This is a genomic window from Nakamurella sp. (assembly GCF_044224575.1).
Taxonomy (GTDB): Bacteria; Actinomycetota; Actinomycetes; order Mycobacteriales; family Nakamurellaceae; genus Nakamurella.
The window spans coordinates 94,724-117,085 of the sequence record NZ_JBGAKE010000012.1 but is presented as its reverse complement, the minus strand read 5'-3'; the positions used below and the strand labels follow the sequence as shown (position 1 = coordinate 117,085).

The following is a 22,362-nucleotide window of genomic DNA, read 5'->3' as shown; positions in this document are numbered from 1 at the left end:
GAGCCGCGCCGGCGTAGATGATCCGCGCGGTCAGGGGACGACGGTGACGGGCCACTTGCCGGCCCGGACGAGGCGAACCCCGACGGAGCCGACGATGCGGTGGCCGGCGGAGGTGGACGCGCCGACGACGACCGCGTCGGCCAGCACCTTGTCGCAGACGCGGGTGATCTCCGAGTAGGGGTCGCCGGTGGCCTGGATGAACCGGGCCCGCACGCCGGCCCGGGCGGTCGCCTCCTCGAACTGGCCCCGCAGCTCATCGGCCACCTGGTGCTCGGCCTCGTCGAACACCGGTCCCGCCGCCGGCACCAGCCCGACCATGGCCGAGCCGGCGACCACGAAGACGGCGACCAGCTCCGCCCCCTGGCGTCGAGCCAGGCCCGCGGCGTAGGCGGCGGCCCGCAACGACGTCGTCGACCCGTCGACCGCGGCGACGATCACCCGCGGGCCGTCGGTGCCCCGCTCGAACTCGTGGGCTGCTGACATCCCCCGAGTCTGCCCTAGACCACCTATCCTCAAGCCCGTGCCCGACCCGTCGTCACCCTCGTCCGCGGTCGGGGTCGGCGACCCGCAGCCCGACGGGTTCGGCGACCCGCAGCCGGACGGGTTCGGCGACCCGCAACCGGACGGGTTCGGCGACCCGCAGCGCGACGTGTTCGGCGACCCCTACGAGTCGCTCGTCCGACGGCTGCCCGACGACCGGGAAGGCCCGGTGGTCTCCACCCTGGTCCGCCGACGCGCCGAGCCGGGCCGCACCAGCTCGGCCCGCACCGCCGTGCTGTACATCCATGGCTTCTCCGACTATTTCCACCAGAAGGAGCTCGCCGACTTTCACGTCGACCGCGGCGACGACTTCTACGCGATCGACCTGCGCAAGAACGGCCGGTCGCTGCTGCCGCATCAGACACCGGCGGACATGGCCGACGTGTCCGACTACTACGCCGAACTCGACGCGGCCCTGGCCACGATCCTCGAGGACGGGCACGACCGCGTCGTGCTCAACGCGCACTCCACCGGCGGCCTGATCGGCGTGCTGTGGCTGCACGACGCGCCGAAGCGGGGCGCCGACCTGACCGCGATCGGCGCCGTCGTGCTGAACAGCCCGTTCCTGGATGTGCCCGCGAACTGGGCCCTGCGGGCGCTGGCCCCGCGACCGTTCGCCGTGCTGGCCCGCAACCGGCCGCAGCTGGTGCTGCAGACCCCGACCCGCAGCCAGTACCAGATCAGCATCCACGCGACCGAGCGGGGCGAGTGGGAGTTCAACCCGGCATGGAAGCCGGTGACCGGCGGAGTGGTTCGTGCACAATGGCTCTCGGCCGCCCAGCGGGCCATCGCCCGGGCGCACGCCGGGCTGGACCTGCCGATGCCGGTGCTGGTGATGTGCAGCAGCCGTAGCGTGCGGGCCAAGCAGTGGTCCGATGATCTGCTCCGCGGCGACGCGGTCCTCAACGCCGACGCGATCGCCCGCTGGTCGACCGTGCTGGGCCGGCACGTCACCTGCGTGCGGATCGCCGACGGGATGCACGACCTGCTGCTGTCCACGCCGCCGGTGCGGGCCACGGTGTACGACGAGATGACCCGGTGGCTGGACGCCTACGGGCGCTGACGCAGGTCCCGCGCACCTGCTGGCTGATCAGTCGACACCATGGGCGACCCGTATGCCCGAAATGCGCCGTGGCTGCGAGCTCGCCGTCATACCGGGCTGATCAGTCGAAACCAAAGGCGACCGATATGCCCGTAATGCACCGTTGCTTTGGGCTGGGCCGACCGGTGCGCTGATCGAAGTCCCGAATTGACGCCCAACTTATCCGTATTGATGGGACTTGGATCAGCGCAGCCGGCCCGGGGGCGCGAGGCCCCAGCCGCACATCGTTTCAGCCCGAGGGGACCCCCCCCTATGGGGCCGACCGCCGTTCATCTCGGCACAATGCGCCTGAAATGTCGGACTTGCTGCCGAGTTGATCAGCCTGACGCAGATTCGCCGACCCGCAGACGGTTTCAACCCGAGGGGAGGGCCCCTGGGGGCCGACCGCCGTTCGACTTGGCAGCCCCCGCCCGAATGGCCGGGTTTCTTGCCGAGTTGATCAGCCTCGGGCTGCCCGGCCGGCCCGCCGGGCTACCCGGCCGACCCCCGGGCTACCCGGCCGACCCCCGGGCTACCCGGCCGACCGTGCGGGCGTCGGTCGGGGCGGTGTCGATGGCGTCGGCGTAGCCGGCCAACGCCCCGCGCGTCAGGACAGCAGCCCGGCGATCGCCACGAGCACCGGGATGCACAACAGCGTCGTGGTGGCGACCGCGTCCCGGGCGAGTGGCACCCCGGCCTGATAGCGGACGGCGTAGACGAAGACGTTCTGCGCGGTGGGCAGCGCGGCACACATGGTGGAAGCCAGCAGCGGCACGCCGCTCATCCCGAACACCCAGCGCCCCAGCGCGTATGCGACCACCGGCATCACCAACAGCTTCAACACTGCGACGACCGACAGGTCGGCGGCCCGGCCGCCGCGGCCGGGAATCGGTGCGCCGCGCAGCGAGATGCCGAATGCGATCAGCGCGCCGGGCACGGCCATCCCAGCGATCAGCTTGAGTGGCGCGTCGATCAGCTGCGGGATGCTCGCTCCGGTGGCGGCCAGCGAGATCCCGATGACGGAGGCGATGATCACCGGGTTGCGCACCGGCTGGATGAGCACCCGCCGCCACGAGGGCCGCCGGCCGGACTCGACCATGTCCAGCGCGACGAAGGCGATCGGCGCGAGCACCACCAGCTGGTAGAGCATCACCGGCGCGACCAGCGCGGCATCACCGAAAACGTAGACGGCCAGGGGAATGCCGAGATTGCCGGCGTTGACGTAGGCCGAGGCCAGCGACCCGATCACCGCCGATCCGACGTCGCGCCGCCACCAGAGCCGGGCGATCAGCAGGAAGATCGCCCAGGCCACCGTGGTGGTCAGCGCGGTGACGGCCAGCCCGGCCGACAGCACCGCCGAGATCGAGGCCCCGGCCAGGGTTTCCAGCAGCAGCGCCGGCGTCGCGACGAAGAACACCAGCCGGGACAGCACCACCGGGGCACCCGGCGGCAGCAGGGTGGTGCGGGCCAGCCCGTAACCGACCCCGACGACGATGCCGATCGTCGTCAGGCCCTGCAGGACCGCCAGCACCGGTCAGCGAACCAGCGCCAGGGTCGCCCGGGCGATCGCCAGTTCCTCGTTCGTCGGCACCACCATCACCGTCACCGGCGAGTTGTCGGCGGAGATGATCCGCGGCTGGGGCGATCGGACCGCGTTGCGCTCGGGATCCAGCACGAGGCCGAGCCCTTCGAGCCCGGACAGCACCGTCGCCCGGACGTTCGCCGCGTTCTCGCCGACCCCGGCGGTGAAGGTGACCACGTCCGCGCCGCCGAGCACCGCCAGGTAGGCGCCGATGTACTTGCGGACCCGGTGGCAGTAGACGTCCAGGGCCAGCGCGGCGTCCGCGTCACCGGCCTCGATCAGGGCGTCGAGGTCGCGGAAATCGGACACCCCGGCGAGCCCGAGCATGCCGGACCGCCGGTTCAGCAAGTTGTCGATCTCGTCGATCGACAGGCCGCCGGTCCGGGCCAGGTGGAACACGATGCCGGGGTCGAGATCGCCGCTCCGGGTGCCCATGACCAGCCCCTCCAGCGGGGTCAGGCCCATCGACGTCTCCACCGCCCGGCCGCCGGCGACGGCGGACACCGACGCGCCGTTGCCCAGGTGCAGGACGATCTGCCGCAGGCCGGCCAGGTCCCGGCCGAGGGCCTGCGCAACCTGACCGGACACGTACTGGTGCGACGTGCCGTGGAAGCCGTACCGCCGCACCTGGTAGTCGGCCGCCACGGTGCGGTCGATGGCGTAGGTCGCCGCGGCCGCGGGCAGATCACGGAAGAACGCGGTGTCGAACACGGCGACCTGCGGCACGTCCGGGAAGGCGAGCAGGGCCTGCTCGATGCCGACGGCGTTCGCCGGGTTGTGCAGCGGCGCGAGCACCGACAGCTCCTTGATCTCCGCCAGCACCGTCCCGTCGACCAGCGTCGGCTCGCCGAAGCGGGACCCGCCATGCACGACCCGGTGCCCGACCGCGAACAGTCCGGACCGCTCGATCGGCCGACCGGCCCGGTCGAACAGATCCTTCATCACCTCGATGGCGGCTGCGTGGTCGGGAATCTCGCCGACGAATTCGAATACCTTGCCGTCCTGCTTGTGCGCGGCCTGGCCCGGTTCGCTGCCGGCGACGCCGATCCGTTCGATCAGGCCGGTGGTCACCGCCTGCCCCTCGTCGGGGTCGATCAACTGGTACTTCATCGACGACGAGCCCGAATTGACCACCAGGATGGGATGTTTCATCAAGACGTTGCCCCCTGGGCCTGGATCGCGGTGATGGCCACGGTGTTGACGATGTCGGCGACCAGGGCCCCGCGGGACAGGTCGTTGACCGGCTTGTTCAGACCCTGCAACACCGGACCGATCGCGACCGCGCCCGCGCTGCGCTGGACGGCCTTGTAGGTGTTGTTGCCGGTGTTCAGGTCCGGGAAGATCAGCACGGTGGCCCGGCCGGCCACCTTGGAATCCGGCAGCTTGGTGACCGCGACGTCCGGATCGACCGCCGCGTCGTACTGGATCGGCCCTTCGACCATCAGGTCCGGCCGTTTCGAGTGGACGATCTCGGTGGCGGTTCGCACCTTCTCCACGTCCTCGCCCGAACCCGAACTGCCGGTGGAGTAGGACAGCATCGCCACCCGCGGGTCGACGCCGAACTGGTCGGCGGTCTGCGCCGAGGAGATGGCGATCTCGGCCAGCTGCGGCGCGGTCGGGTCGGGATTGACCGCACAGTCCCCGTAGACCAGCACCCGATCGGCCAGGCACATGAGGAAGACGCTGGAGACGACCGTGGTCCCCGGGGCCGTCTTGATGATCTCGAAGGACGGCCGGATCGTGTGCGCGGTGGTGTGCACAGCGCCGCTGACCATCCCGTCGGCCATCCCCAGGTGCACCATCATCGTGCCGAAATACGAGACGTCGCTGACGATGTCGGTGGCCAGCTCCAGGGTGATGCCCTTGTGCGCGCGCAACCGGGCGTACTCGGCGGCGAACGTCGCGACCAACCGGGGGTCGTTCGGCGACAGGATCCTAGCCGCCGAGATGTCCAGGCCCAGCGTGTCGGCCTTGGCCTTGATCGCCATCTCGTCGCCCAGCAGGGTCAGGTCGGCGACGTCGAGCCGGAGCAGGATCGCCGCGGCCCGCAGAATCCGCTCTTCCTCGCCCTCGGGCAGCACCACGTGTCGCCGGTCGGTCCGGGCCCGCTCGATCAGCCGGTACTGGAACATCATCGGGGTGACCACGCTCGGGTCGGCGACGTCCAGCGCGCCGACGATCGCGTCGGCGTCCACGCCCTCGGCGAAGGCCTGCAACGCCTTCTCCAGCTTGATCGCGGAGTGGGCGGTGAGCCGGCCGCGCACCCGGCCCAGCCCGGTGGCGGTTTCGAACGTGCCCGAGTTGGCCAGCAGGATCGGCATGTCGGGCCGGATGCCGTCGATCAGCCGGGTGATCGAAGCCTCGGGGGTGTAGCCGCCGGTCAGCACCATGGAGGCCAGTTCGGGGAAGGTGGCCGACTGGTGCGCCAGGATCAGCGCCGGCAGCATGTCCGAGCGATCCCCGGGCACGATCACCGTGGTGTACGGGCGCAGCCGCTTGAGGACGTTGGGCGGCGTCATCGCGGCCACCAGGAAGCCCATCGACTCGCGGGCGAGCAGCTGCTCGTCGCCCCGCCACAGCACCGCGCCACAGGCGTCCCGCAGGTCGGCGACGGTCGGCGCACCCAGAATGGGCACGTTGGCGATGGCGCCGGAGACCAGGCCGGTCGACGCGAGCAGTCCCCGGACCGCGGCGATCGACTCGGAGTCGACGCGGTTCGCGATGGCCGCGACCGGTTGGGCGTGCCAGGCGACCAGCTCGGAGCGGGCCAGCTCGATGGTGGCGGCGATCACCGCCGGCGTCCGCTCGGACCCGTGCACGACGATGACCACCGGCGAGCCGAGGTTGGCGGCGATCCGGGCATTGCTCGCCCACTCGTTTCCGGTGGTGACGTCGGTGTAGTCGCTGCCCACCACGACGACGGCGTCGTAATCGGCGCTCAGCTCGCCGAACCGGTCGACGATGCGGGAGAGCGCGGCGTCCTGATCGGCGTGCCACTGGGCGTAGGTGACACCGACGGCTTCGTCGTACGCCTGGCGGACGCCGGGGTGGGCGATCAACAGGTCGATGACGGTGTCGTGGTCATGATCCCGGTTGATGATCGGGCGGAAGACCCCGACTCGGCCGACCCGGCGGCTGAGCAGGTCGACCAGACCCAGGGCCACCGCGGACTTGCCGGAATGGGCCTCCGGCGCGGTGATGTACAGGCTGCGCGACATGCCCTGAGGCTAACGGGACGAGGGAAACCGCTCGTGTCGAACGACACGCGTCACAGGTGAATTCATCGCGCGTTGACATGCCGGTGACGCCGGGGCTACCCTCGCCATCAGGGAAATTCACCCTTCGTTGAAATACGGGGAGGTGCGCGATGTCCGACGCGATCGTCGTCCGCGAGCTGGTCGTGCGCCGCGGCCGAACCACGGCACTCGACGGGCTCAGCTGCCGGGCCGGGGCCGGCCGGATCACCGGACTGCTCGGCCCTTCCGGCTCCGGCAAGACCACCCTGATCCGGGCCATCGTGGGCGTCCAGGTCATCCGGTCCGGCACGGTCACCGTGCTCGGCGACCCGGCCGGGTCACCCTCACTGCGGAACCGGATCGGCTACGTCAGCCAGGCGCCGTCGGTCTACCTGGACCTGACGGTGCTGGAAAACGCCCGCTACTTCGCGGCGATCGCCGGGACCGGCGCCGCGGGCGCCCGGGCGGCGGTCGAGCAGGTCGGCCTGGCGGCCGCGGCCGGGCAATTGGTCGGCAACCTGTCCGGTGGGCAGCAGTCCCGGGCTTCGCTGGCCTGCGCGATCGTCGGTGACCCGCCCGTCCTGGTGCTCGACGAGCCGACGGTCGGCCAGGATCCGGTGCTGCGCGAGGAGCTGTGGGGCTACTTCCACGAGCGGGCGGCGGCCGGGGTGACCGTGCTGGTCTCCTCGCACGTGATGGACGAGGCCAACCGGTGCGACACGCTGCTGCTGATCCGGGACGGCGCCCTGCTCGCCGACGACACCCCGGCAGCGATCAAGGAGCACGCCGGCACCGACGACATGGACCGCGCGTTCCTGCAACTCATTCGGGAGGGCGCGGGGCGATGAGCGAGCGGCATCGAGCGAACCATCAACACCTCAGCCCGGCGCCCCTTCCCGCGGCGACGGCGCCCGCGACGGGACGACAGATCAACGCGGTGGTCAATCCCCGGATCCTGACGGCGACGACCGGCCGCATCCTGCGCCAGTTGCGGCACGACCCGCGCACCATCGGATTGCTGATCGGAGTCCCGGTCGTGCTGATGGGCCTGGTCTACGCGATGTACGACGGCTCACCCCAGGTCGGGCAGATCCTGCTGATCATGCTGGGCATCTTCCCGTTCGTGATCATGTTCCTGATCACCAGCATCGCCATGCTCCGGGAACGGACCAGCGGGACGCTGGAACGGCTGATGACCACCCGCACGGGCAAGGGCGACCTGCTGTTCGGGTACGGCATCGCGTTCGGCACGACCGCGGCCGGGCAGGCCGTGGTGGCGGCGGCCTGCGCGTACTGGCTCTACTCCATGATCACCGCCGGTTCGGCCGGCCTGGTGGTGCTGATCGCCGTGCTGACCGCGCTGCTCGGGGTGGGCCTCGGGCTGGCCTGTTCGGCGCTGGCCCGCACCGAGTTCCAGGCCGTGCAGATGTTGCCGGTGGTGGTGATCCCGCAGATCCTGCTCTGCGGCCTGTTCGTGCCGCGGGACGAGATGGCCGGCTGGCTGTCGGCGCTGTCCGACGTCATGCCCCTGAGCTACGCCGTCGAGGCGTTGCAGGAGGTCGGAGCGAATTCGGAGCCGACCTCGACCTTCTGGATCGACCTGGTGGTCGTCGGCGGGTGTGTGATCCTGGGGCTGATCCTGGCCGCGGTCACCCTTCGCCGCCGTACCCCCTGAGCACGTCACCGCGAGGAGTTGGATGACCGCCGGAAAGGCCGCCGCGCGGCGCCCGGCCCGGACCGGCCGCCGGCCCGGCAATCCGGACACCCGCCGGGCCATCCTGGACGCCGCCCGCACGACCTTCGCCGAGTCCGGCTTCGACGGGTCGTCCATCCGCCGGATCGCCGGCCGGGCCGGGGTCGACCCGGCGCTGGTGCATCACTACTTCGGCACCAAGGACGACCTGTTCATGGCGACCATCGAGATGCCGATCGACCTCCCGGCCATCCTGCAGCGGGTCGGCGCCGCCGGAATCGACGGTCTCGGCGAGCGCATGGTGACCATGATCCTGACCGTGTGGGAATCACCGGCCGGGGCCGGCTTGGCCGGGTGGCTGCGCACCGCGCTGGCCGATGAGGGCCGCGCCCGGCTGCTCCGGGAATTCGTCGTCGGCTCGGTGGCCGGACCGTTCGCCGCGTCGCTGGGCCTGCCGGAGGCTGAGCGCAATCGGCGGACCGGGCTGGTGATGACCCAGGTCCTCGGCCTGATCGTGGGCCGCTACCTGCTCTTCCTGGAGCCGGTCGTCGCGCTGCCGCCGGCCCAGCTGATCGCCTCGGTCGGCGGCACCATCCAGCGCTACCTGACCGGCCCCCTGCCCGACGGGACGGCCTGACATGCGGTACGGAGTGGCGTCCGGGGCCCCGCACGTCGAGGGCAGGGCGGGCCGCGGCCTCAGCGTCTGGGACGCGTTCGCCGCGGCGCCGGGCCGCATCGCCGACGGCACCGCTCCCGATCCCGCTATCGGCATCGGGCAGGGCGCCGGCGACCTCGACCTGCTCGCCGACCTGGGCGTCGACGCCTACCGGTTCTCGGTGTCGTGGCCGCGGGTCCAACCGGGTGGTTCCGGCCCCGCCGACGCGGGCGCGCTCGACGGGTACGACGCGCTGGTCGACGGCCTGCTCGCCCGCGGCATCCGGCCATGGGTGGCGTTGTACCGGTGGGACCTGCCGCTGGAGCTGATGCTGGACGGCGGCTGGCTGCTCCGCGACACCGCCGAGCGGTTCGGCGAGTACGCCGCGCTCGTCGCCGACCGGCTCGGCGACCGCGCCGAGGCCTGGGTGACGCTGGACGATCCGTTCTCGCACATGGCGCTGGGGCATGCGGTCGGCGTGGATGCCCCGGGCCTGACCCTGCTGGGCGGTGCCTTCCAGGTCACCCATCACCTGCTGCTCGGGCACGCCCGGGCGGTCGCGGCGCTCCGGGCGCGCGGCGCCGGCACGGTCGGCCTGGTGAACAACCACACGACGGTCCGGCCGGCCTCGTCGAGCGGCGCCGACCGGTGGGCGGCCGGCTTCTACGACGCCTATCACAGTCATCAGTTCGCCGACCCGGTGCTGCTCGGCCGCTACCCCGCTCGGCTTGCCGGCCTCCCGGGGGTGCCCGACGACCTCATCGCCGACGGGGACCTGACGGCGATCGCGGCGCCGCTGGACTTCTACGGGGTGACGTACGAGCACCCGGTCGTGGTGGCGGCGGCGCCGGAGAACCGGTCGGTGCCGCTGAGCCTGGTGCCGATGGACGGCGTCCCCCGCTCGGCGACGGACCTGCCGATCCACCCGCCGGCCCTGGAGCGAACCCTGCTGGACCTGCGGGACCGGTACCCGCGGCTGCCCCCGGTGTTCGTCTCGGCGACCGGCGGCGCGTTCGATGACGCCGACACCGTCGCTGATGTCCAGGCCACGACCGCCGCCGACGCCGACGCCGACACCCACGCCGGCGGACCGGACCGGGACCGGGTCGAGTTCCTGGACGGGCATCTGGCCGCGGTCCGGCGGGCCGCGGCGGCCGGGGTACCGGTCGGCGGTTACTTCCACTGGTCGCTGCTGGACGGCTGGGAGGGATCGGCCGGCCGGAGCGCCCGGACCGGCCTGGTGCGGGTCGACCCGGGCGCGCCGGAGCGTCAGCGGCGGGCGTCGTTCGACCATTTCCGCTCGCTGATCGCCGCGGCCGCCGACGACCGGCTCGAGCCATCGCCGGCGGCCGGACCGAGAACTCCGGACTCCGGCTGAGGGCTGAGGACTGAAGAGCCGAAGGCTGACTACCGGCTGTTCCCAGGGGCCTCCGAGCGCCTCTACCCAACCCCGATCCCGGGACCACCGTGATCGACGGCCCGCCGGTCGGCGGGACAACGGGTGGGCCGATAGATTCGCCCGGTGAGCACTGCCTCCGTCGAGCCGGGCGCCGACCGCCGGCCGGTGCCGACCGGCCGCATCGTCGCGTGGGGGCTGTGGGATTGGGGCTCGGCGGCCTACAACGCGGTGATCCTGACCTTCGTCTACTCCGTCTACCTGACCGATGCGGTCGGCGACGACCTGCCCGGTTCGATCTCGGCCAACACCTGGCTCGGGTGGTCGCTGGGCATCGCCGGCTTCCTCGTCGCGGTGCTGGCGCCGATCACCGGGCAGCGCGCCGACGCCGGCGGTCGACGGAAACTGTCCATGGGTGTGTGGACCGCACTCACGGTGATCTCCATGGCCGGCCTGTTCTTCGTCCAGAACGACTACCACTACCTGTGGCTCGGCCTGGTGCTGCTCAGCCTCGGGTCGATCTTCTTCGAGTTCGCGTCGGTCTCCTACAACGCGATGCTGCATCAGGTGTCGACGCCGCTGACGATCGGCCGGGTCTCCGCCTTCGGCTGGTCGATGGGGTACTTCGGCGGCATCGTGCTGCTGCTGATCTGCTACGTCGGCTTCATCGCCCCCGAGGTCGGCTGGTTCGGCGTGACCTCGGCGGCGGGGCTGAACATCCGGATGGTCGCGATCTTCGCGGCCGCCTGGTTCCTGCTGTTCGCGCTGCCGGTGCTGTTCGCGGTCCCGGAGATCCACGGCGCGCCCCGCTCGAAGCGGGTCGGCTTCTTCGCCTCCTACCGGGTCCTGTTCCGGGACCTCAAGGAGCTCTACCGGACGGCCCCGCACACCGTGTACTTCCTGGGCGCCAGCGCCCTGTTCCGGGACGGTCTGGCCGGGGTGTTCACCTTCGGAGCGGTGCTGGCCGTCACCGTGTACGGCATCGACAGCGCCGATGTGTTGATCTTCGGCGTCGTCGCCAACGTCGTATCGGCGCTGGGCGCGTTGACCGCGGGCATCTTCGACGACCGGCTCGGACCCAAGAGGGTCATCGTCTTCTCACTCTCGGGCATGCTCGTCGCCGGCGGCGTCCTGCTGTTCGTCTCGGGCCCGACCATGTTCTGGATTTTCGGACTGGTCCTCTGCCTGTTCGTCGGACCGGCGCAGTCGTCGTCCCGGACGTTCATGGCCCGGCTGGCCCCGTTGGGCCGGGAGGGACAGATCTTCGGCCTGTACGCGACGACCGGACGGGCGGTGTCCTTCCTGGCGCCGACCCTGTTCGGCTTCTTCACCTTCGTGTTCGGGGCCGATCGGGCCGGGATCGTCGGCATCCTGCTGGTGCTCGCCGTGGGTCTGGTGGCGCTGATCCCGGTCCGCGCGCCGGCCCTCGGGGCGCCGGCTCCGGTGGCGACCTGGCAGGCCTATTCGTGAGTGAGTGGTGGTACGACAACATCGTCGAACCCGCCAAGCTCCCGCTGCTGCTGTGCCTGGTGGCGTTCGTCGTCACGTTCCTGCTGACCCGGGTGGTGACCCGGATGATCCGGGCCGGTGTCGGGCCGTTTCGCAACAACGTCTCCGCCTCGGGCGTGCACATCCATCACGCGGTGCCCGGCATCATCCTGCTGATCCTCGGGGCGTTGATGGCGCTGCGGCTGCCCGAGTCGCCCTGGTTCGAGATCGCCGCCGTGCTGGTCGGTGTCGGCACCTCACTGGTGCTCGACGAATTCGCGCTGATCCTGCACCTGGACGATGTGTATTGGGCCAACGAGGGCCGGATCTCGGTCGAGATGATCGGGCTGGTGGCCGCCTGTATCGGGCTCGCGCTCCTGGGGTTCAGCCCGCTGGGCGTCGACGACCTGACCGTCGGCGACTTGCAGATCCGGATCACGCTGCTGGTCGGAGTGCTCGTCCACGGGGGCCTGCTGCTGATCTGCGTCCTGAAAGGGAAGTACCGCTCGGCGCTGATCGGCTGCTTCGTCCCGCTGGTGGCCTGGTTCTCGGCGGTCCGGCTGGCCCGGCCGGGATCGTGGTGGGCCCGACACCGATACCGAGGGCGCACGCTGGAACGATGCCTGCAGCGGGAGACGCACTTCGACGAGCAGTGGGATCCGCGCTGGCAATGGCTGTCGGACGTCATCGCCGGCGCGCCGACCGGCCGGCCCGCGCTCCCCGGGGCCGCGGACCCGCGGCCCGGCGACCCGGCCCCGGAACCACCCGCACGATGATGGCTCGCCCACCTACCATTCGCCCATGGGACAGTGGTGGCAGGACAACATCATCGATCCGGGCAAGCTCCCGCTGCTGCTGTGCTTCGCCGCGTTCATCGTCACGTTCCTGTCCACCCGGATCATCACCCGGCTGATCCGGGCCGGGATCGGGCCGTTCAAGAACAACGTGTCCTCGTCCGGCGTGCACGTCCACCACGCGGTGCCCGGGATCATCCTGCTGATCCTGGGCACGATCATGGCGCTGCGCGGGCCGGATTCGCCGTGGATCGAGATCGCCGGCGTGCTGTCCGGTATCGGGATCTCGCTGATCCTCGACGAGTTCGCGCTGATCCTGCACCTGCAGGACGTCTACTGGGCCAACGAGGGTCGGGTCTCGGTGGAGATGATCGGCCTGGCCACCGCGGTCTTCGGGTTCGTACTGCTGGGCTTCAGCCCGCTGGGCGTCGACGAGCTGTCCGTCGACGACCTGGAGATCCGGGTCACCCTGCTCACCGGCGTCGTGGCGCATTTCCTGCTGCTGTTGGTCTGTGTCCTCAAGGGCAAGTACCGGTCGGCGCTGGTCGGCTGCTTCGTGGCGCCGGTGGCCTGGTGGGCGGCGATCCGGCTGGCTCGGCCGAATTCCTGGTGGGGACGGCGATACCGCCGACCGCGCAAGATCGAACGAGCTCTTCGGCGCGAGACGAAGTTCCAGACCAGGTGGGATCCGCGGTGGCGGTGGGTGTCCGATTTGATCGCCGGCGCGCCCTCGATGCCCGACCCGCCTCCCGAGCTGCCCGTCCCGGCCGAACGCGCCCAGCCCGCCCCTGCCGCCGGACCCGCCGAAGCAGCCGCGGCTGCCGGCCCTCCTGCGCGGGCAGCGAATCCCGCGCCGGCGTCGACCCCGGTCGACCGCACCGCGGGCTGAGCCGCGTCCCGGTCGACCGCACCGCGGGCTGAGCCGCGTCCCGGGCTGAGCTGCGTTCCGGGCTGAGCTGCACCGCCGGATGGGCCGGGCCCGGCCCGCGCCTCGGCGCCGCGACCAGCCTTCGATCAGCCCTCGATCAGCCGCAGGACCTCCCGCTGGAACCGCCGCACACCGGCGGCGTCGGGCGGTGGACCACCGTCCCGGGCCCGGAAGGCCTCCCGGATCACCGTGACGTCCAGCGAACCGGGCTGAGATTTCACCGCGGCTCCGGCGACCGGTTTCGCCAACCACCGGCCCATGCGCACCCGGCACAGGGCGCGGCAGGCGTTGAGCACGGCATCGTCCGACGCGGCCGCCGGCGAGTTCAGGTGCCACCGCAACGACGCGGCAAGCAGGTGGGCCAGGTCCCACTCGGACGGGGAGATGAAGACCGTCGCGGCCGGTGGTCCGACGACGGCCCGACCGTGGTCGGCCAGGATGCCGCGATCGATCGCGTACCAGAACGCCCCGTCCGCGGGCGGCCGGTCCGCCGGGTCGAACGTCACTCGGAAGTCCATGCGGGCGCCGGTGTTCAGCTCGACCTCGAAACCGGGCTCGACGGAGCCGGACCCGGCGACATCCGTCCGGTAGACGACCAGCTCCAGGCCACGGGCGGGGCAGGGCAGGTTCTCGTGTCGCAGGCCCCGCACCAGGACCCGTTTGGATTCCTCGTCGAGCGGGCTTCGGACCACCACCGCGACGTCGATGTCGCTGCGCCCGGGCCGGTAACCGTTGAGGGCGAGGGAGCCGGCGGCGTACACGCCGACCAGCTCGTCACCGAGCAGGTCCCGGCAGATGCGCGCGAGCGCCCGCAGATAGTCCTCGACCTCCGGCATCGGCCCATCGTCCCCTCTCGACCCGGCTCCGATTGACATGATGGTCCGCGATGAACGAAGACCCGGCGTGCGCCGACCCGCTGATCCGTGGGGACGATCGGGCCGTCCCACACCCCCGGATCCTCCCCCCGCGCCATCGGAGCAGCGGTCGCACCCCGAGGTCGGCTCGTCGCGAGCGACGGCGATGAGCGCGACGGAGTCGGGTGGCGCGGGGCGGTTCGCGCCGAGCCCGTCCGGTGATCTGCACCTGGGGAACCTGCGCACAGCGCTGCTGGCCTGGCTGTTCGCCCGCTCGACCGGACGCGGGTTCCTGGTGCGGATGGAGGACCTGGATCGGGTTCGGCCCGGCGCGGCGCCGCGCCAGCTGGCCGATCTGGCCGCGATCGGGCTGGACTGGGACGGGCCCGTCGTGCAGCAATCGGCGCGGACCCCGCTCTACGACGCGGCGATCAGCTCGCTGATCGACCGGGACCTCGCCTACGAGTGCTTCTGCACCCGCCGGGAGATCCGTGAGGCGGCGTCCGCGCCGCATCCGGACCCGTCGTTCCCGCAGCGGATCGGGGCCGACGGCGCGTACCCGGGCACCTGCCGGTCGCTGACCGCCGCGCAGGTCGCCGAGCGCCGGGCCGACGGCCGGCCGAGCGCGTGGCGGCTGCGGGCCGGGGCGACCCGGTGGACCGTCGACGACGAGCTGGCCGGCGCGTTCACCGGCGCCGTCGACGACCTCGTGCTGCGGCGCAACGACGGGGTCGCCGCGTACAACCTGGCGGTGGTCGTCGACGACGCCGCCCAGGGCGTCGATCAGGTCGTCCGCGGCGACGACCTGCTGACCTCCGCCCCCCGGCAGGCCTACCTCGCCTCGCTGCTCGGCCGGCCGCCGGTGGCGTACGCGCACGTGCCGCTGGCTCTGAACACGCACCGGCAGCGGCTGGCCAAGCGGGACGGCGCGGTCACCCTGACCGATCTGGCGGCCCTTGGACGGTCCGCGGTGGACGTGCTCGGGCTGCTCGCGGCCTCGCTGGGCCTGGCCGGCCCCGGCGAGCGGGTGACCCCGACAGACCTGCTCCCCCGTTTCGATCCGGCGGCGCTGCCCCGCGACCCGTGGATCGTCGACCCCGCCACTCTCCCGACCGTCTGACCCCGGGCCCGCCCCCGACCGACCCACTGACCCCGCACCGACCGGACCCCGCCCCACCCCCAGTCCCCCTGCCCCGCGCGGATCAACAACGCCGGCGCGGCTCAAGTCGTCGACTTCCGTCCCACCCGTCACATTCGCCGTCGGTTGATCCGCGCAGGTGTCCACACGAACCATCCACACCGCCGCGCGGACGAAGTCGTCGCCTCCTGTCCCACGCTTCACATTCGGGGTGAGTTGTTCCACGCCGCGGTAGTTGATCCGCGCGGGGCAGGGGGACTGGGGGTGGGGCGGGCTGCTTGGATGGCGCGGTGACCGAATTGCCGCCGGACCCGGCGACCTCGAAGCCGCGCACCGGCAACTACGACCTGATCGTCGTGCTGTTCTGCGGACTGCTGCTGATTTCCAATATCGGTGCGACCAAGCTGATCCAGTTCGGGCCGATCATCACCGACGGCGGGGCGATCCTGTTCCCGATGACCTACATCCTCGGCGACGTGCTGAGCGAGGTGTACGGGTTCAAGCGCGCCAAACGGGCGATCCTGATGGGCTTCGGGCTCTCTGTCCTCGCCTCGCTGACCTTCTACCTGGTCCAGATCGCGCCGGCCGCCGACGCCTACGAGAATCAGGCGGCCTTCGAGGCGGTCCTCGGGTTCGTCCCCCGGATCGTGCTGGCCAGCATCCTTGGCTACCTGGCCGGGCAGCTGCTCAACGCCTACGTGCTGGTCAAGATCAAGGAGCGAACCCAGGAACGCAAGCTGTGGCTCCGGCTGATCGGCTCCACCGTGGTCGGCGAGCTGGCCGACACGCTCGTGTTCTGCACCGTGGCGTTCTACGGGGTGATCACCGGCGGGGAGTTCGTCAGCTACGTCATCACCGGCTACGTGTACAAGGTGCTGATCGAGGTCGTCTTCCTGCCGATCACTTACCCGGTGATCGCCCTGGTCAAGCGGCACGAGCCGGGCTACGTGCCCGGCGCCGCGGTCCGCGTCTGACCCCCGCCTCCCGCGTCCCCCCGTTCGCTGTTGATCATGGGCTGGTGGCCGTTCTGAGTCGCGCAGACCGGCCGTCCGCCCATGATCAACAGCGGGTAGGGCCGTGAGGGCGGGCGGCGGGCTCGCGGGCGGCGGTCGGCGGGCGGCGGGCGGCAGGCGGCAGGCGGTAGGCGGCGGGTAGGCCCGTGAATGTCAGGCCGCGGCCAGCAGGTCGGCCGGGTTGCGGTACGGCAGGCCGTGCGCCTGCGCGACGGGCTCGTTGGTCAGGTGTCCGCCTAGCGTGGACAGGCCCAGCGCCAGCGCCCGATCGGCGGCCGCGGCACCGGCGACGCCCCGGTCGGCGACCGTGACCAGGTACGGCAGGGTCGCCGAGGTCAGCGCCAGGGTGGAGGTGCGGGCGACGGCGCCGGGGATGTTGGCGACGCAGTAGTGCACGACGCCCTCCTCGACGTACGTCGGGTCGGCGTGCGTGGTGGCTCGGCTGGTCTCGAAGCAGCCGCCCTGGTCGATGGCGATGTCCACGGCGACCGAACCCGGTCGCATCGAGGCGATCATCTCCCGCGATACCAGCTTGGGTGCCTTCGCCCCGGGCACCAGCACCGCGCCGATGACGACGTCGGAGTCGGCGATGTAGGCGGCCATCCGGGCCCGGTTCGGGGTGACCAGATCGAGCCGGCCCTCGAAGATGTCGGACAGGTAGGCCAGCCGCGCCGGGTTGGTGTCGAACACCCGCACGATGGCCCGCATGCCGAGCGCGATCTTGGCCGCCTCGGTGCCGGACACCCCGCCACCGATGATCGTCACCTTCGCCGCCGGGGTGCCCGGCACGCCGCCGAGCAGGATCCCGGCGCCGCCGGCCGGCGACTCGAGGGCGTGCGCCGCGGCCTGCACGGCCAGCCGGCCGGCCACCTCGCTCATCGGGGTGAGCAGTGGCAGCTTCCGGTCCGGCGTCTGCACCGTCTCGTACGCGATCGAGTCGATCTTCTTCTCGATCAGGAACTCGGTCAGCTCCCGGTCGGCGGCCAGGTGCAGGTAGGTGAACAGCTGCTGGCCCACCCGGAACCGGTGGTACTCGGCCGGGATCGGCTCCTTCACCTTGACGATCAGGTCGGCCCCGGCGAACACCTCGTCCGCGGTGCCGACGACCGTCGCGCCGGCCGCGGTGTACTCGGCGTCGCCGAATCGGCTGCCGACGCCGGCGCCGGCCTCGACCAGGACCTGGTGACCGTGGTGCACGAGTTCGGCGACGCCGTCCGGCTGGACGGACACCCGGTTCTCATTGTTCTTGATCTCGCTGGGGACGCCGACGACGAGGCTCATGCGGGTTTCTCCTTCGGGCTGACGGGCGGGATTCAGAGCTTGGTCCAGGCGTCGGTCAGCACCGAGCGCATGGCGGACTCGATCTGGTCGAACTCGGGCTGACCGCAGATCAAGGGCGGGGCGAACTGGACGACGGCGTTGCCGCGGTCGTCGGCGCGGCAGTAGACGCCGGCCTCGAAGATCGCCGGGGCGATGAACCCGCGCAGCACCCGTTCGCAGTCGGCCCGGCTGAACGGCTCCCTGGTCGCCCGGTCGCGGACCAGTTCGACGGACCAGAAGTAACCGTTGCCGCGGACGTCGCCGACGATCGGCAGGTCCTTGAGCTTGCCGAGAGCGGCGCCCAACGCCCCCTCGTTGCGCAGTACGTTGCCCAGCAGGTCCTCCGCCTCGAACACGTCGAGGTTGGCCAGCGCGACGGCACAGGCCACCGGGTGCCCACCGAAGGTGTACCCGTGCGGGAACGAGACCGTCCCGGTGCGGAACGGCTCGAAGATCCTCTCGGAGATGATCGCGGCCCCCAGCGCGGCGTACCCGGACGTCAGGCCCTTGGCGCTGGTGATGATGTCGGGCTGGTAGCCGAACTTCTGGCAGCCGAACATGGTGCCCAGCCGCCCGTACGCGCAGATCACCTCGTCGGACACCAGCAGGACGTCGTGCTCGTCGCAGATCTCGCGCAGCCGTTCGAAGTAACCGGGGGGCGGCGGGAACGACCCGCCGGCGTTCTGGACCGGTTCGACGAACACGGCGGCCACCGAGTCGGGGCCCTCCATCAGGATCGCCTGCTCGAACTGGTCGGCGGCCCAGCGGCCGAACGCCTTCTCATCGTCGGCCAGATGCTCCGGGGCGCGATAGAAGTCGGTGTTCGGCACCTTCACCGCGCCCGGAACCAGCGGCGCGAACGGGATCTGGAAGCCGGGGACGGCGGTGATGGACAGCGCGCCCTGGGTGGTGCCGTGGTAGGCCACCGACCGGCTGATCACCTTGGTCTTGTTCGGCTTTCCGGTCAGCTTGAAGTACTGCTTGGCCACCTTCCACGCCGTCTCGACGCTTTCGCTGCCCCCGGTGGAGAAGAACACCTTGTTCAGATCGCCCGGGGCCAGCGCGGCCAGCCGGTCGGCCAGTTCGATGGCCGGTGGGGTCGCGTACGACCACACCGGGAAGTACGGCAGCTTGCGGGTCTGCGCGTCGGCGGCGGCGGCTATCTCGTCCCGGCCGTAGCCGGCCTGCACCACGAACAACGCCGACAGGGCGTCCAGGTACTTGCGGCCGTTGGTGTCCCACAGGTACGCACCGTCGCCCCGCTCCATGACCGGCACCGGCCGGTCGGCGAAGGTGCCCATCCGGGTGAAGTGCATCCACAGGTGGTCGGCGGCACCGCTCGCGTCGACGGCGGGTTCGATCAGGGCGGTCATCGGCCGGGCTCCTCGTCGATCGGTTGCATTGTCACTGATTCTGCGGGAAGCCCAGATTGATCCCGCCGTGGCTGGGATCCAGCCAGCGGGAGGTGACGACCTTGCCACGGGTGAAGAAATGCACGCCCTCGGTGCCGTGCGCGTGGGTGTCGCCGAACAGCGAATCCTTCCAGCCGCCGAAGCTGAACGAGGCCACCGGCACCGGGATCGGCACGTTGATGCCGACCATGCCGACCTGCACCTCGTTCTGGAAGCGGCGGGCGGCGCCGCCGTCGTTGGTGAAGATCGCGGTGCCGTTGCCGTACGGGTTGTCGTTGACCAGATCCAGGGCCTGGTCGTAGCTCTCGACCCGGACGACGGACAGCACGGGACCGAAGATCTCGTCGGTGTAGCAGGACATGTCGGTGGTGACGTGGTCCAGCAGGGTCGGGCCCAGCCAGAACCCGCCATCGGCACGGTCCGCGCCGCCGGCCGCAATCTCCCGGCCGTCGACCACCACCGCCGCCCCCGCGGCCGCGGCGGCGTCGATGTAGCCGGCCACCCGGTCCCGGTGTGCGGCGGTGACCAGCGGTCCCATGTCGCACCCGCGGGTGCCGTCGCCGGTCCGGATCGTCCGGGCCCGCTCGGCGACCTTGGCGACCAGCTCGTCCGCGATGTCGCCGACGGCGACGGCGGCCGAGATCGCCATGCACCGCTCGCCGGCCGAGCCGAAGCCGGCATTGACCAGCGCGTCGGCGGCCAGGTCCAGATCGGCGTCGGGCAGCACGATCGCGTGGTTCTTCGCTCCGCCGAGGGCCTGCACCCGTTTGCCGCTCGCGGTGCCGGTGGCGTAGACGTACCGGGCGATGGGGGTGGAGCCGACGAACGAGATCGCCTTGACCACCGGGTGGGTCAGCAGCGCGTCGACCGCCTGCTTGTCCCCCTGCAGGACGTTGAACACGCCGCCGGGCAAGCCGGCCTCGGCCCACAGCTCGGCCATCCACAACGCCGCGGACGGGTCCTTCTCGCTCGGCTTGAGCACGACGGTGTTGCCGGCGGCGATGGCGATCGGGAAGAACCACATCGGCACCATGGCCGGGAAGTTGAACGGGGAGATGATCGCGACGACGCCGAGCGGCTGCCGCACCGAGTGAACGTCGACGCCGGTGGAGGCGTTCTCGCTGGCCGAACCCTTCAGCAGATGGCTGATGCCGCAGGCGAACTCGACGACCTCCTGACCGCGGCCGACCTCGCCGAGCGCGTCGGCCAGCACCTTGCCGTGCTCGCCGGTGATGATGGCGGCCAGTTCCCCCTTGCGCGCCTCCAGCAGCTCGCGGAAGCGGAACAGGACCTTGGTGCGCGTGGCCAGCGAGGCGTCCCGCCAGGCCGGGAAGGCCGCGGCGGCGGCGTCGATCACGGCCCGGGCGTCCTCGACGGTGGCCAAAGCGACCCGGCCGGTGACCTGGCCGGTGGCCGGGTTGGTGACCGGCGCGGTGGCGGCGCTGCTGCCGGGGAACGGCTTGTTGTCCGACCAGTGGGTGATGAGCGGTTGGGCAGGAGCGACCACGGGATGGGACCTCGCAACTGGGGAGACGACTCGACCACCCTCACCGTGCCAGATCCGTCGAGTTCAGGCTGTCAAATCAACCGACCAATTCTTTACACTGTGTCGGTGATTCCCACGGTGCGCGAGGTGCTCGACCTTCCCGTCGTGGCCGCCGGCGCACCCCGCGTGATCGGCGGGGCCGCCTATCTGGATCGCCGGGTCCGCTGGGTGCACCTGAGCGATACCGCCGACCTGACCGGACTCCTCCAGGGTGGCGAGTTGGTGATGAGCACCGGGCTCACGCTGGCCGGGAGCCCCGACCAGGTGGGGACCTACCTGCGCATGCTCGCCGAGCTCCGGGTGAGCGCGCTGATCGTCGAACTCGGCCTGCACGTCATCGAGATGCCCTCGTGCGTCGCCGATCTGGCCGACGAGCTGACGCTGCCGGTGATCGCGCTCGACCGGCCGATCCGGTTCGTCGACGTCACCGAACTGGTGCACCGGATGATCATTGCCGACCGGTACGACGAACTGCAGTTCGCCCGGGCCGTGCACGAGGCGTTCACCTCGCTGAACATCGGCCGCGCGTCGCCGACCGACATCGTCACCAAGGCGTCCGAGATCCTGCACGCACCGGTCGTTCTCGAGGATCTGAACCGGCATGTGCTGGCCTTCTGCCGGGCCGGCGCCGCGGCCGCGGACCTGCTGGACGGCTGGGCCGACCGCTCCCGCCGTCACGGCGGCGCGGCCGAGGTCGAGTGGTCGACTGCCCCGGTCGGTGTCGGGGTCGAGCAGTGGGGCCGGCTGGTGCTGCCCGGGCACGCCGGCGAATCCGGTCCGGCCCGCATGGTTCTGGAGCGTGCCGCCCAGTCCCTGCAACTGCAGCGGATGATCGAACAGGACCGGGACGCGCTGCTGGTGCAGGCGTTGGGCGGGTTGCTGGACGACCTGGTCAGCGGCCGGATCACCGACGAGGCCGACGCGCTGGCCCGCGCCGGTGCACTGGGCCTGGCCGTCAGCGCCCGGTACATCCCGCTGGTGATCAAGGTCCCGCGCGCCCCGGGCGGGGACGCGATCAGCCACGGCGCCACCGACCGGCGGGTGCTCGTCGCCGCTCGGCAGGCGGTGACGTCGGCCGGGCTGACCGCGCTCGGGTCCATCCGCCGGGAGGGCACCATCGCCCTGATCGTGACCTGCCCGTACCCGACCGCGGTCGGCGGATCCCTGGACGCGGTCTGTGCCGGGCTGGCCGATCGGCTGGCCGGACGCGGGATCGGCGACTGGGCGGCCGGCACGGCGCCGGCCTCGCCCGGCCTGATCAGGGCCGCCGCCGGCCTGGTCGAGGCCGAGCACGTCGCCGAGGTCGGCACCACCATGGCCGGCCGGCAACGCCTGTTCCGGTCCGCCGACGTCCGGCTGCGTGGACTGTTCGCCCTGCTGCGCCACGACCACCGGGTGCAGGCATTCGCCGAGACCGAACTCGGCCCGCTGCTCGACCACGACGCCCGGACCGGCGACAACCTGATGGCCATCCTGCGGGCCTACCTGGCCGCCGGTGGGTCGAAGTCCGACACCGCGCGGACCACCGGCCTGTCCCGGCCGACGCTGTACGCCCGGCTGGGCGTGATCGAGCGCATCCTCGGCGTCCCGTTGGAGCCGGTCGAGTCCCGCACGTCCCTGCACGCGGCCCTGATGATCGTGGACGCGGACGGTGCGGACGCCGGGGCGGTCACCCGGGTCCGGTGA

At 71.3% G+C, this 22,362-nt stretch carries 19 protein-coding genes; 11 read left to right on the top strand and 8 right to left on the bottom strand.

The window, feature by feature from the left end; translation table 11 throughout:
- Positions 1-30: 30 nt before the first annotated feature.
- Positions 31-483 carry a universal stress protein gene (locus ACILSK_RS15160; protein ID WP_395728004.1) on the bottom strand — a complete coding sequence of 151 codons (453 nt, stop codon included), beginning with the start codon at positions 481-483 and terminating at the stop codon, positions 31-33.
- 37 nt (positions 484-520) lie between these two features.
- On the opposite strand from ACILSK_RS15160, the gene ACILSK_RS15155 reads away from it, so the two are divergent.
- Positions 521-1,603, top strand: coding sequence for an alpha/beta hydrolase (locus ACILSK_RS15155; RefSeq protein WP_395728003.1), 1,083 nt, complete (start codon positions 521-523; stop codon positions 1,601-1,603).
- 625 nt (positions 1,604-2,228) lie between these two features.
- Here the strand turns inward: ACILSK_RS15155 and ACILSK_RS15150 are convergent.
- From ACILSK_RS15150 to pta, 3 genes are read right to left on the bottom strand one after another with little or no spacing between them, the layout of a single operon-like run.
- Positions 2,229-3,152 carry an AEC family transporter gene (locus tag ACILSK_RS15150; protein ID WP_395728002.1) on the bottom strand — a complete coding sequence of 308 codons (924 nt, stop codon included), beginning with the start codon at positions 3,150-3,152 and terminating at the stop codon, positions 2,229-2,231.
- A gap of 3 nt (positions 3,153-3,155) precedes the next feature.
- Complete coding sequence (locus ACILSK_RS15145) at positions 3,156-4,355, bottom strand: acetate kinase (RefSeq protein WP_395728001.1); 1,200 nt, start codon at positions 4,353-4,355, stop codon at positions 3,156-3,158.
- Positions 4,355-6,421 carry a phosphate acetyltransferase gene (gene pta / locus ACILSK_RS15140; RefSeq protein WP_395728000.1) on the bottom strand — a complete coding sequence of 689 codons (2,067 nt, stop codon included), beginning with the start codon at positions 6,419-6,421 and terminating at the stop codon, positions 4,355-4,357. The genes ACILSK_RS15145 and pta overlap by 1 nt, the downstream gene beginning before the upstream one ends.
- A gap of 149 nt (positions 6,422-6,570) precedes the next feature.
- On the opposite strand from pta, the gene ACILSK_RS15135 reads away from it, so the two are divergent.
- From ACILSK_RS15135 to ACILSK_RS15105, 7 genes are all read left to right on the top strand, one after another.
- Entirely contained in the window at positions 6,571-7,287 is a 717-nt protein-coding gene (locus ACILSK_RS15135; protein ID WP_395727999.1) for an ABC transporter ATP-binding protein, read from the top strand.
- The gene (locus tag ACILSK_RS15130) at positions 7,284-8,114 is read left to right on the top strand and encodes an ABC transporter permease (protein WP_395727998.1); all 831 of its coding nucleotides are present in this window, start codon (positions 7,284-7,286) and stop codon (positions 8,112-8,114) included. The genes ACILSK_RS15135 and ACILSK_RS15130 overlap by 4 nt, the downstream gene beginning before the upstream one ends.
- A 22-nt stretch (positions 8,115-8,136) precedes the next feature.
- Positions 8,137-8,769: a TetR family transcriptional regulator gene (locus ACILSK_RS15125; protein ID WP_395727997.1), complete on the top strand. Its 633-nt coding sequence runs from the start codon at positions 8,137-8,139 to the stop codon at positions 8,767-8,769.
- A 1-nt stretch (position 8,770) separates the two neighbouring features.
- Positions 8,771-10,165, top strand: coding sequence for a family 1 glycosylhydrolase (locus ACILSK_RS15120; RefSeq protein ID WP_395727996.1), 1,395 nt, complete (start codon positions 8,771-8,773; stop codon positions 10,163-10,165).
- Between the two features lie 144 nt (positions 10,166-10,309).
- Entirely contained in the window at positions 10,310-11,653 is a 1,344-nt protein-coding gene (locus ACILSK_RS15115) for an MFS transporter (protein ID WP_395727995.1), read from the top strand.
- Positions 11,650-12,447 (top strand): hypothetical protein, encoded by a 798-nt coding sequence (locus ACILSK_RS15110; protein ID WP_395727994.1) that lies wholly within the window; start codon positions 11,650-11,652, stop codon positions 12,445-12,447. The genes ACILSK_RS15115 and ACILSK_RS15110 overlap by 4 nt, the downstream gene beginning before the upstream one ends.
- 25 nt (positions 12,448-12,472) lie before the next feature.
- Positions 12,473-13,354 (top strand): hypothetical protein, encoded by an 882-nt coding sequence (locus ACILSK_RS15105; RefSeq protein WP_395727993.1) that lies wholly within the window; start codon positions 12,473-12,475, stop codon positions 13,352-13,354.
- Positions 13,355-13,479: 125 nt separating this feature from the next.
- Here the strand turns inward: ACILSK_RS15105 and ACILSK_RS15100 are convergent, their stop codons facing one another.
- Positions 13,480-14,229, bottom strand: a complete 750-nt coding sequence (locus ACILSK_RS15100; RefSeq protein WP_395727992.1) for a nucleotidyltransferase domain-containing protein — start codon at positions 14,227-14,229, stop codon at positions 13,480-13,482.
- A gap of 184 nt (positions 14,230-14,413) precedes the next feature.
- On the opposite strand from ACILSK_RS15100, the gene gluQRS reads away from it, so the two are divergent.
- Together gluQRS and ACILSK_RS15090 are read left to right on the top strand one after the other, a co-directional pair.
- Positions 14,414-15,367, top strand: coding sequence for a tRNA glutamyl-Q(34) synthetase GluQRS (gene gluQRS, locus ACILSK_RS15095; RefSeq protein ID WP_395727991.1), 954 nt, complete (start codon positions 14,414-14,416; stop codon positions 15,365-15,367).
- A gap of 308 nt (positions 15,368-15,675) precedes the next feature.
- Positions 15,676-16,359: a queuosine precursor transporter gene (locus ACILSK_RS15090; protein WP_395727990.1), complete on the top strand. Its 684-nt coding sequence runs from the start codon at positions 15,676-15,678 to the stop codon at positions 16,357-16,359.
- Between the two features lie 192 nt (positions 16,360-16,551).
- Here ACILSK_RS15090 and ald read toward each other — a convergent pair whose 3' ends face one another.
- The 3 genes from ald to ACILSK_RS15075 are packed head-to-tail and all read right to left on the bottom strand — an operon-like array spanning position 16,552 to position 20,637.
- Complete coding sequence (ald, locus tag ACILSK_RS15085; RefSeq protein ID WP_395727989.1) at positions 16,552-17,679, bottom strand: alanine dehydrogenase; 1,128 nt, start codon at positions 17,677-17,679, stop codon at positions 16,552-16,554.
- Between the two features lie 32 nt (positions 17,680-17,711).
- A complete protein-coding gene (locus ACILSK_RS15080) occupies positions 17,712-19,091 on the bottom strand; it encodes an aspartate aminotransferase family protein (protein ID WP_395727988.1) in 1,380 nt (459 codons plus the stop codon).
- Positions 19,092-19,122: 31 nt separating this feature from the next.
- On the bottom strand, positions 19,123-20,637 hold the full coding sequence (locus ACILSK_RS15075) for a CoA-acylating methylmalonate-semialdehyde dehydrogenase (RefSeq protein WP_395727987.1): 1,515 nt from the start codon (positions 20,635-20,637) through the stop codon (positions 19,123-19,125).
- A 105-nt stretch (positions 20,638-20,742) separates the two neighbouring features.
- On the opposite strand from ACILSK_RS15075, the gene ACILSK_RS15070 reads away from it, so the two are divergent.
- Entirely contained in the window at positions 20,743-22,362 is a 1,620-nt protein-coding gene (locus ACILSK_RS15070; protein WP_395727986.1) for a PucR family transcriptional regulator, read from the top strand.

Excerpts from the sequence above, each read along its gene's own strand:
- ACILSK_RS15160 (WP_395728004.1), bottom strand. The coding sequence starts at position 483 with ATGTCAGCAGCCCACGAGTTCGAGCGGGGCACCGACGGCCCGCGGGTG.
- ACILSK_RS15145 (WP_395728001.1), bottom strand. The coding sequence starts at position 4,355 with ATGAAACATCCCATCCTGGTGGTCAATTCGGGCTCGTCGTCGATGAAG.
- pta (WP_395728000.1), bottom strand. The coding sequence starts at position 6,421 with ATGTCGCGCAGCCTGTACATCACCGCGCCGGAGGCCCATTCCGGCAAG.
- ACILSK_RS15135 (WP_395727999.1), top strand. The coding sequence starts at position 6,571 with ATGTCCGACGCGATCGTCGTCCGCGAGCTGGTCGTGCGCCGCGGCCGA.
- ACILSK_RS15130 (WP_395727998.1), top strand. The coding sequence starts at position 7,284 with ATGAGCGAGCGGCATCGAGCGAACCATCAACACCTCAGCCCGGCGCCC.
- ACILSK_RS15125 (WP_395727997.1), top strand. The coding sequence starts at position 8,137 with ATGACCGCCGGAAAGGCCGCCGCGCGGCGCCCGGCCCGGACCGGCCGC.
- ACILSK_RS15120 (WP_395727996.1), top strand. The coding sequence starts at position 8,771 with ATGCGGTACGGAGTGGCGTCCGGGGCCCCGCACGTCGAGGGCAGGGCG.
- ACILSK_RS15105 (WP_395727993.1), top strand. The coding sequence starts at position 12,473 with ATGGGACAGTGGTGGCAGGACAACATCATCGATCCGGGCAAGCTCCCG.
- ACILSK_RS15100 (WP_395727992.1), bottom strand. The coding sequence starts at position 14,229 with ATGCCGGAGGTCGAGGACTATCTGCGGGCGCTCGCGCGCATCTGCCGG.
- gluQRS (WP_395727991.1), top strand. The coding sequence starts at position 14,414 with ATGAGCGCGACGGAGTCGGGTGGCGCGGGGCGGTTCGCGCCGAGCCCG.
- ald (WP_395727989.1), bottom strand. The coding sequence starts at position 17,679 with ATGAGCCTCGTCGTCGGCGTCCCCAGCGAGATCAAGAACAATGAGAAC.
- ACILSK_RS15080 (WP_395727988.1), bottom strand. The coding sequence starts at position 19,091 with ATGACCGCCCTGATCGAACCCGCCGTCGACGCGAGCGGTGCCGCCGAC.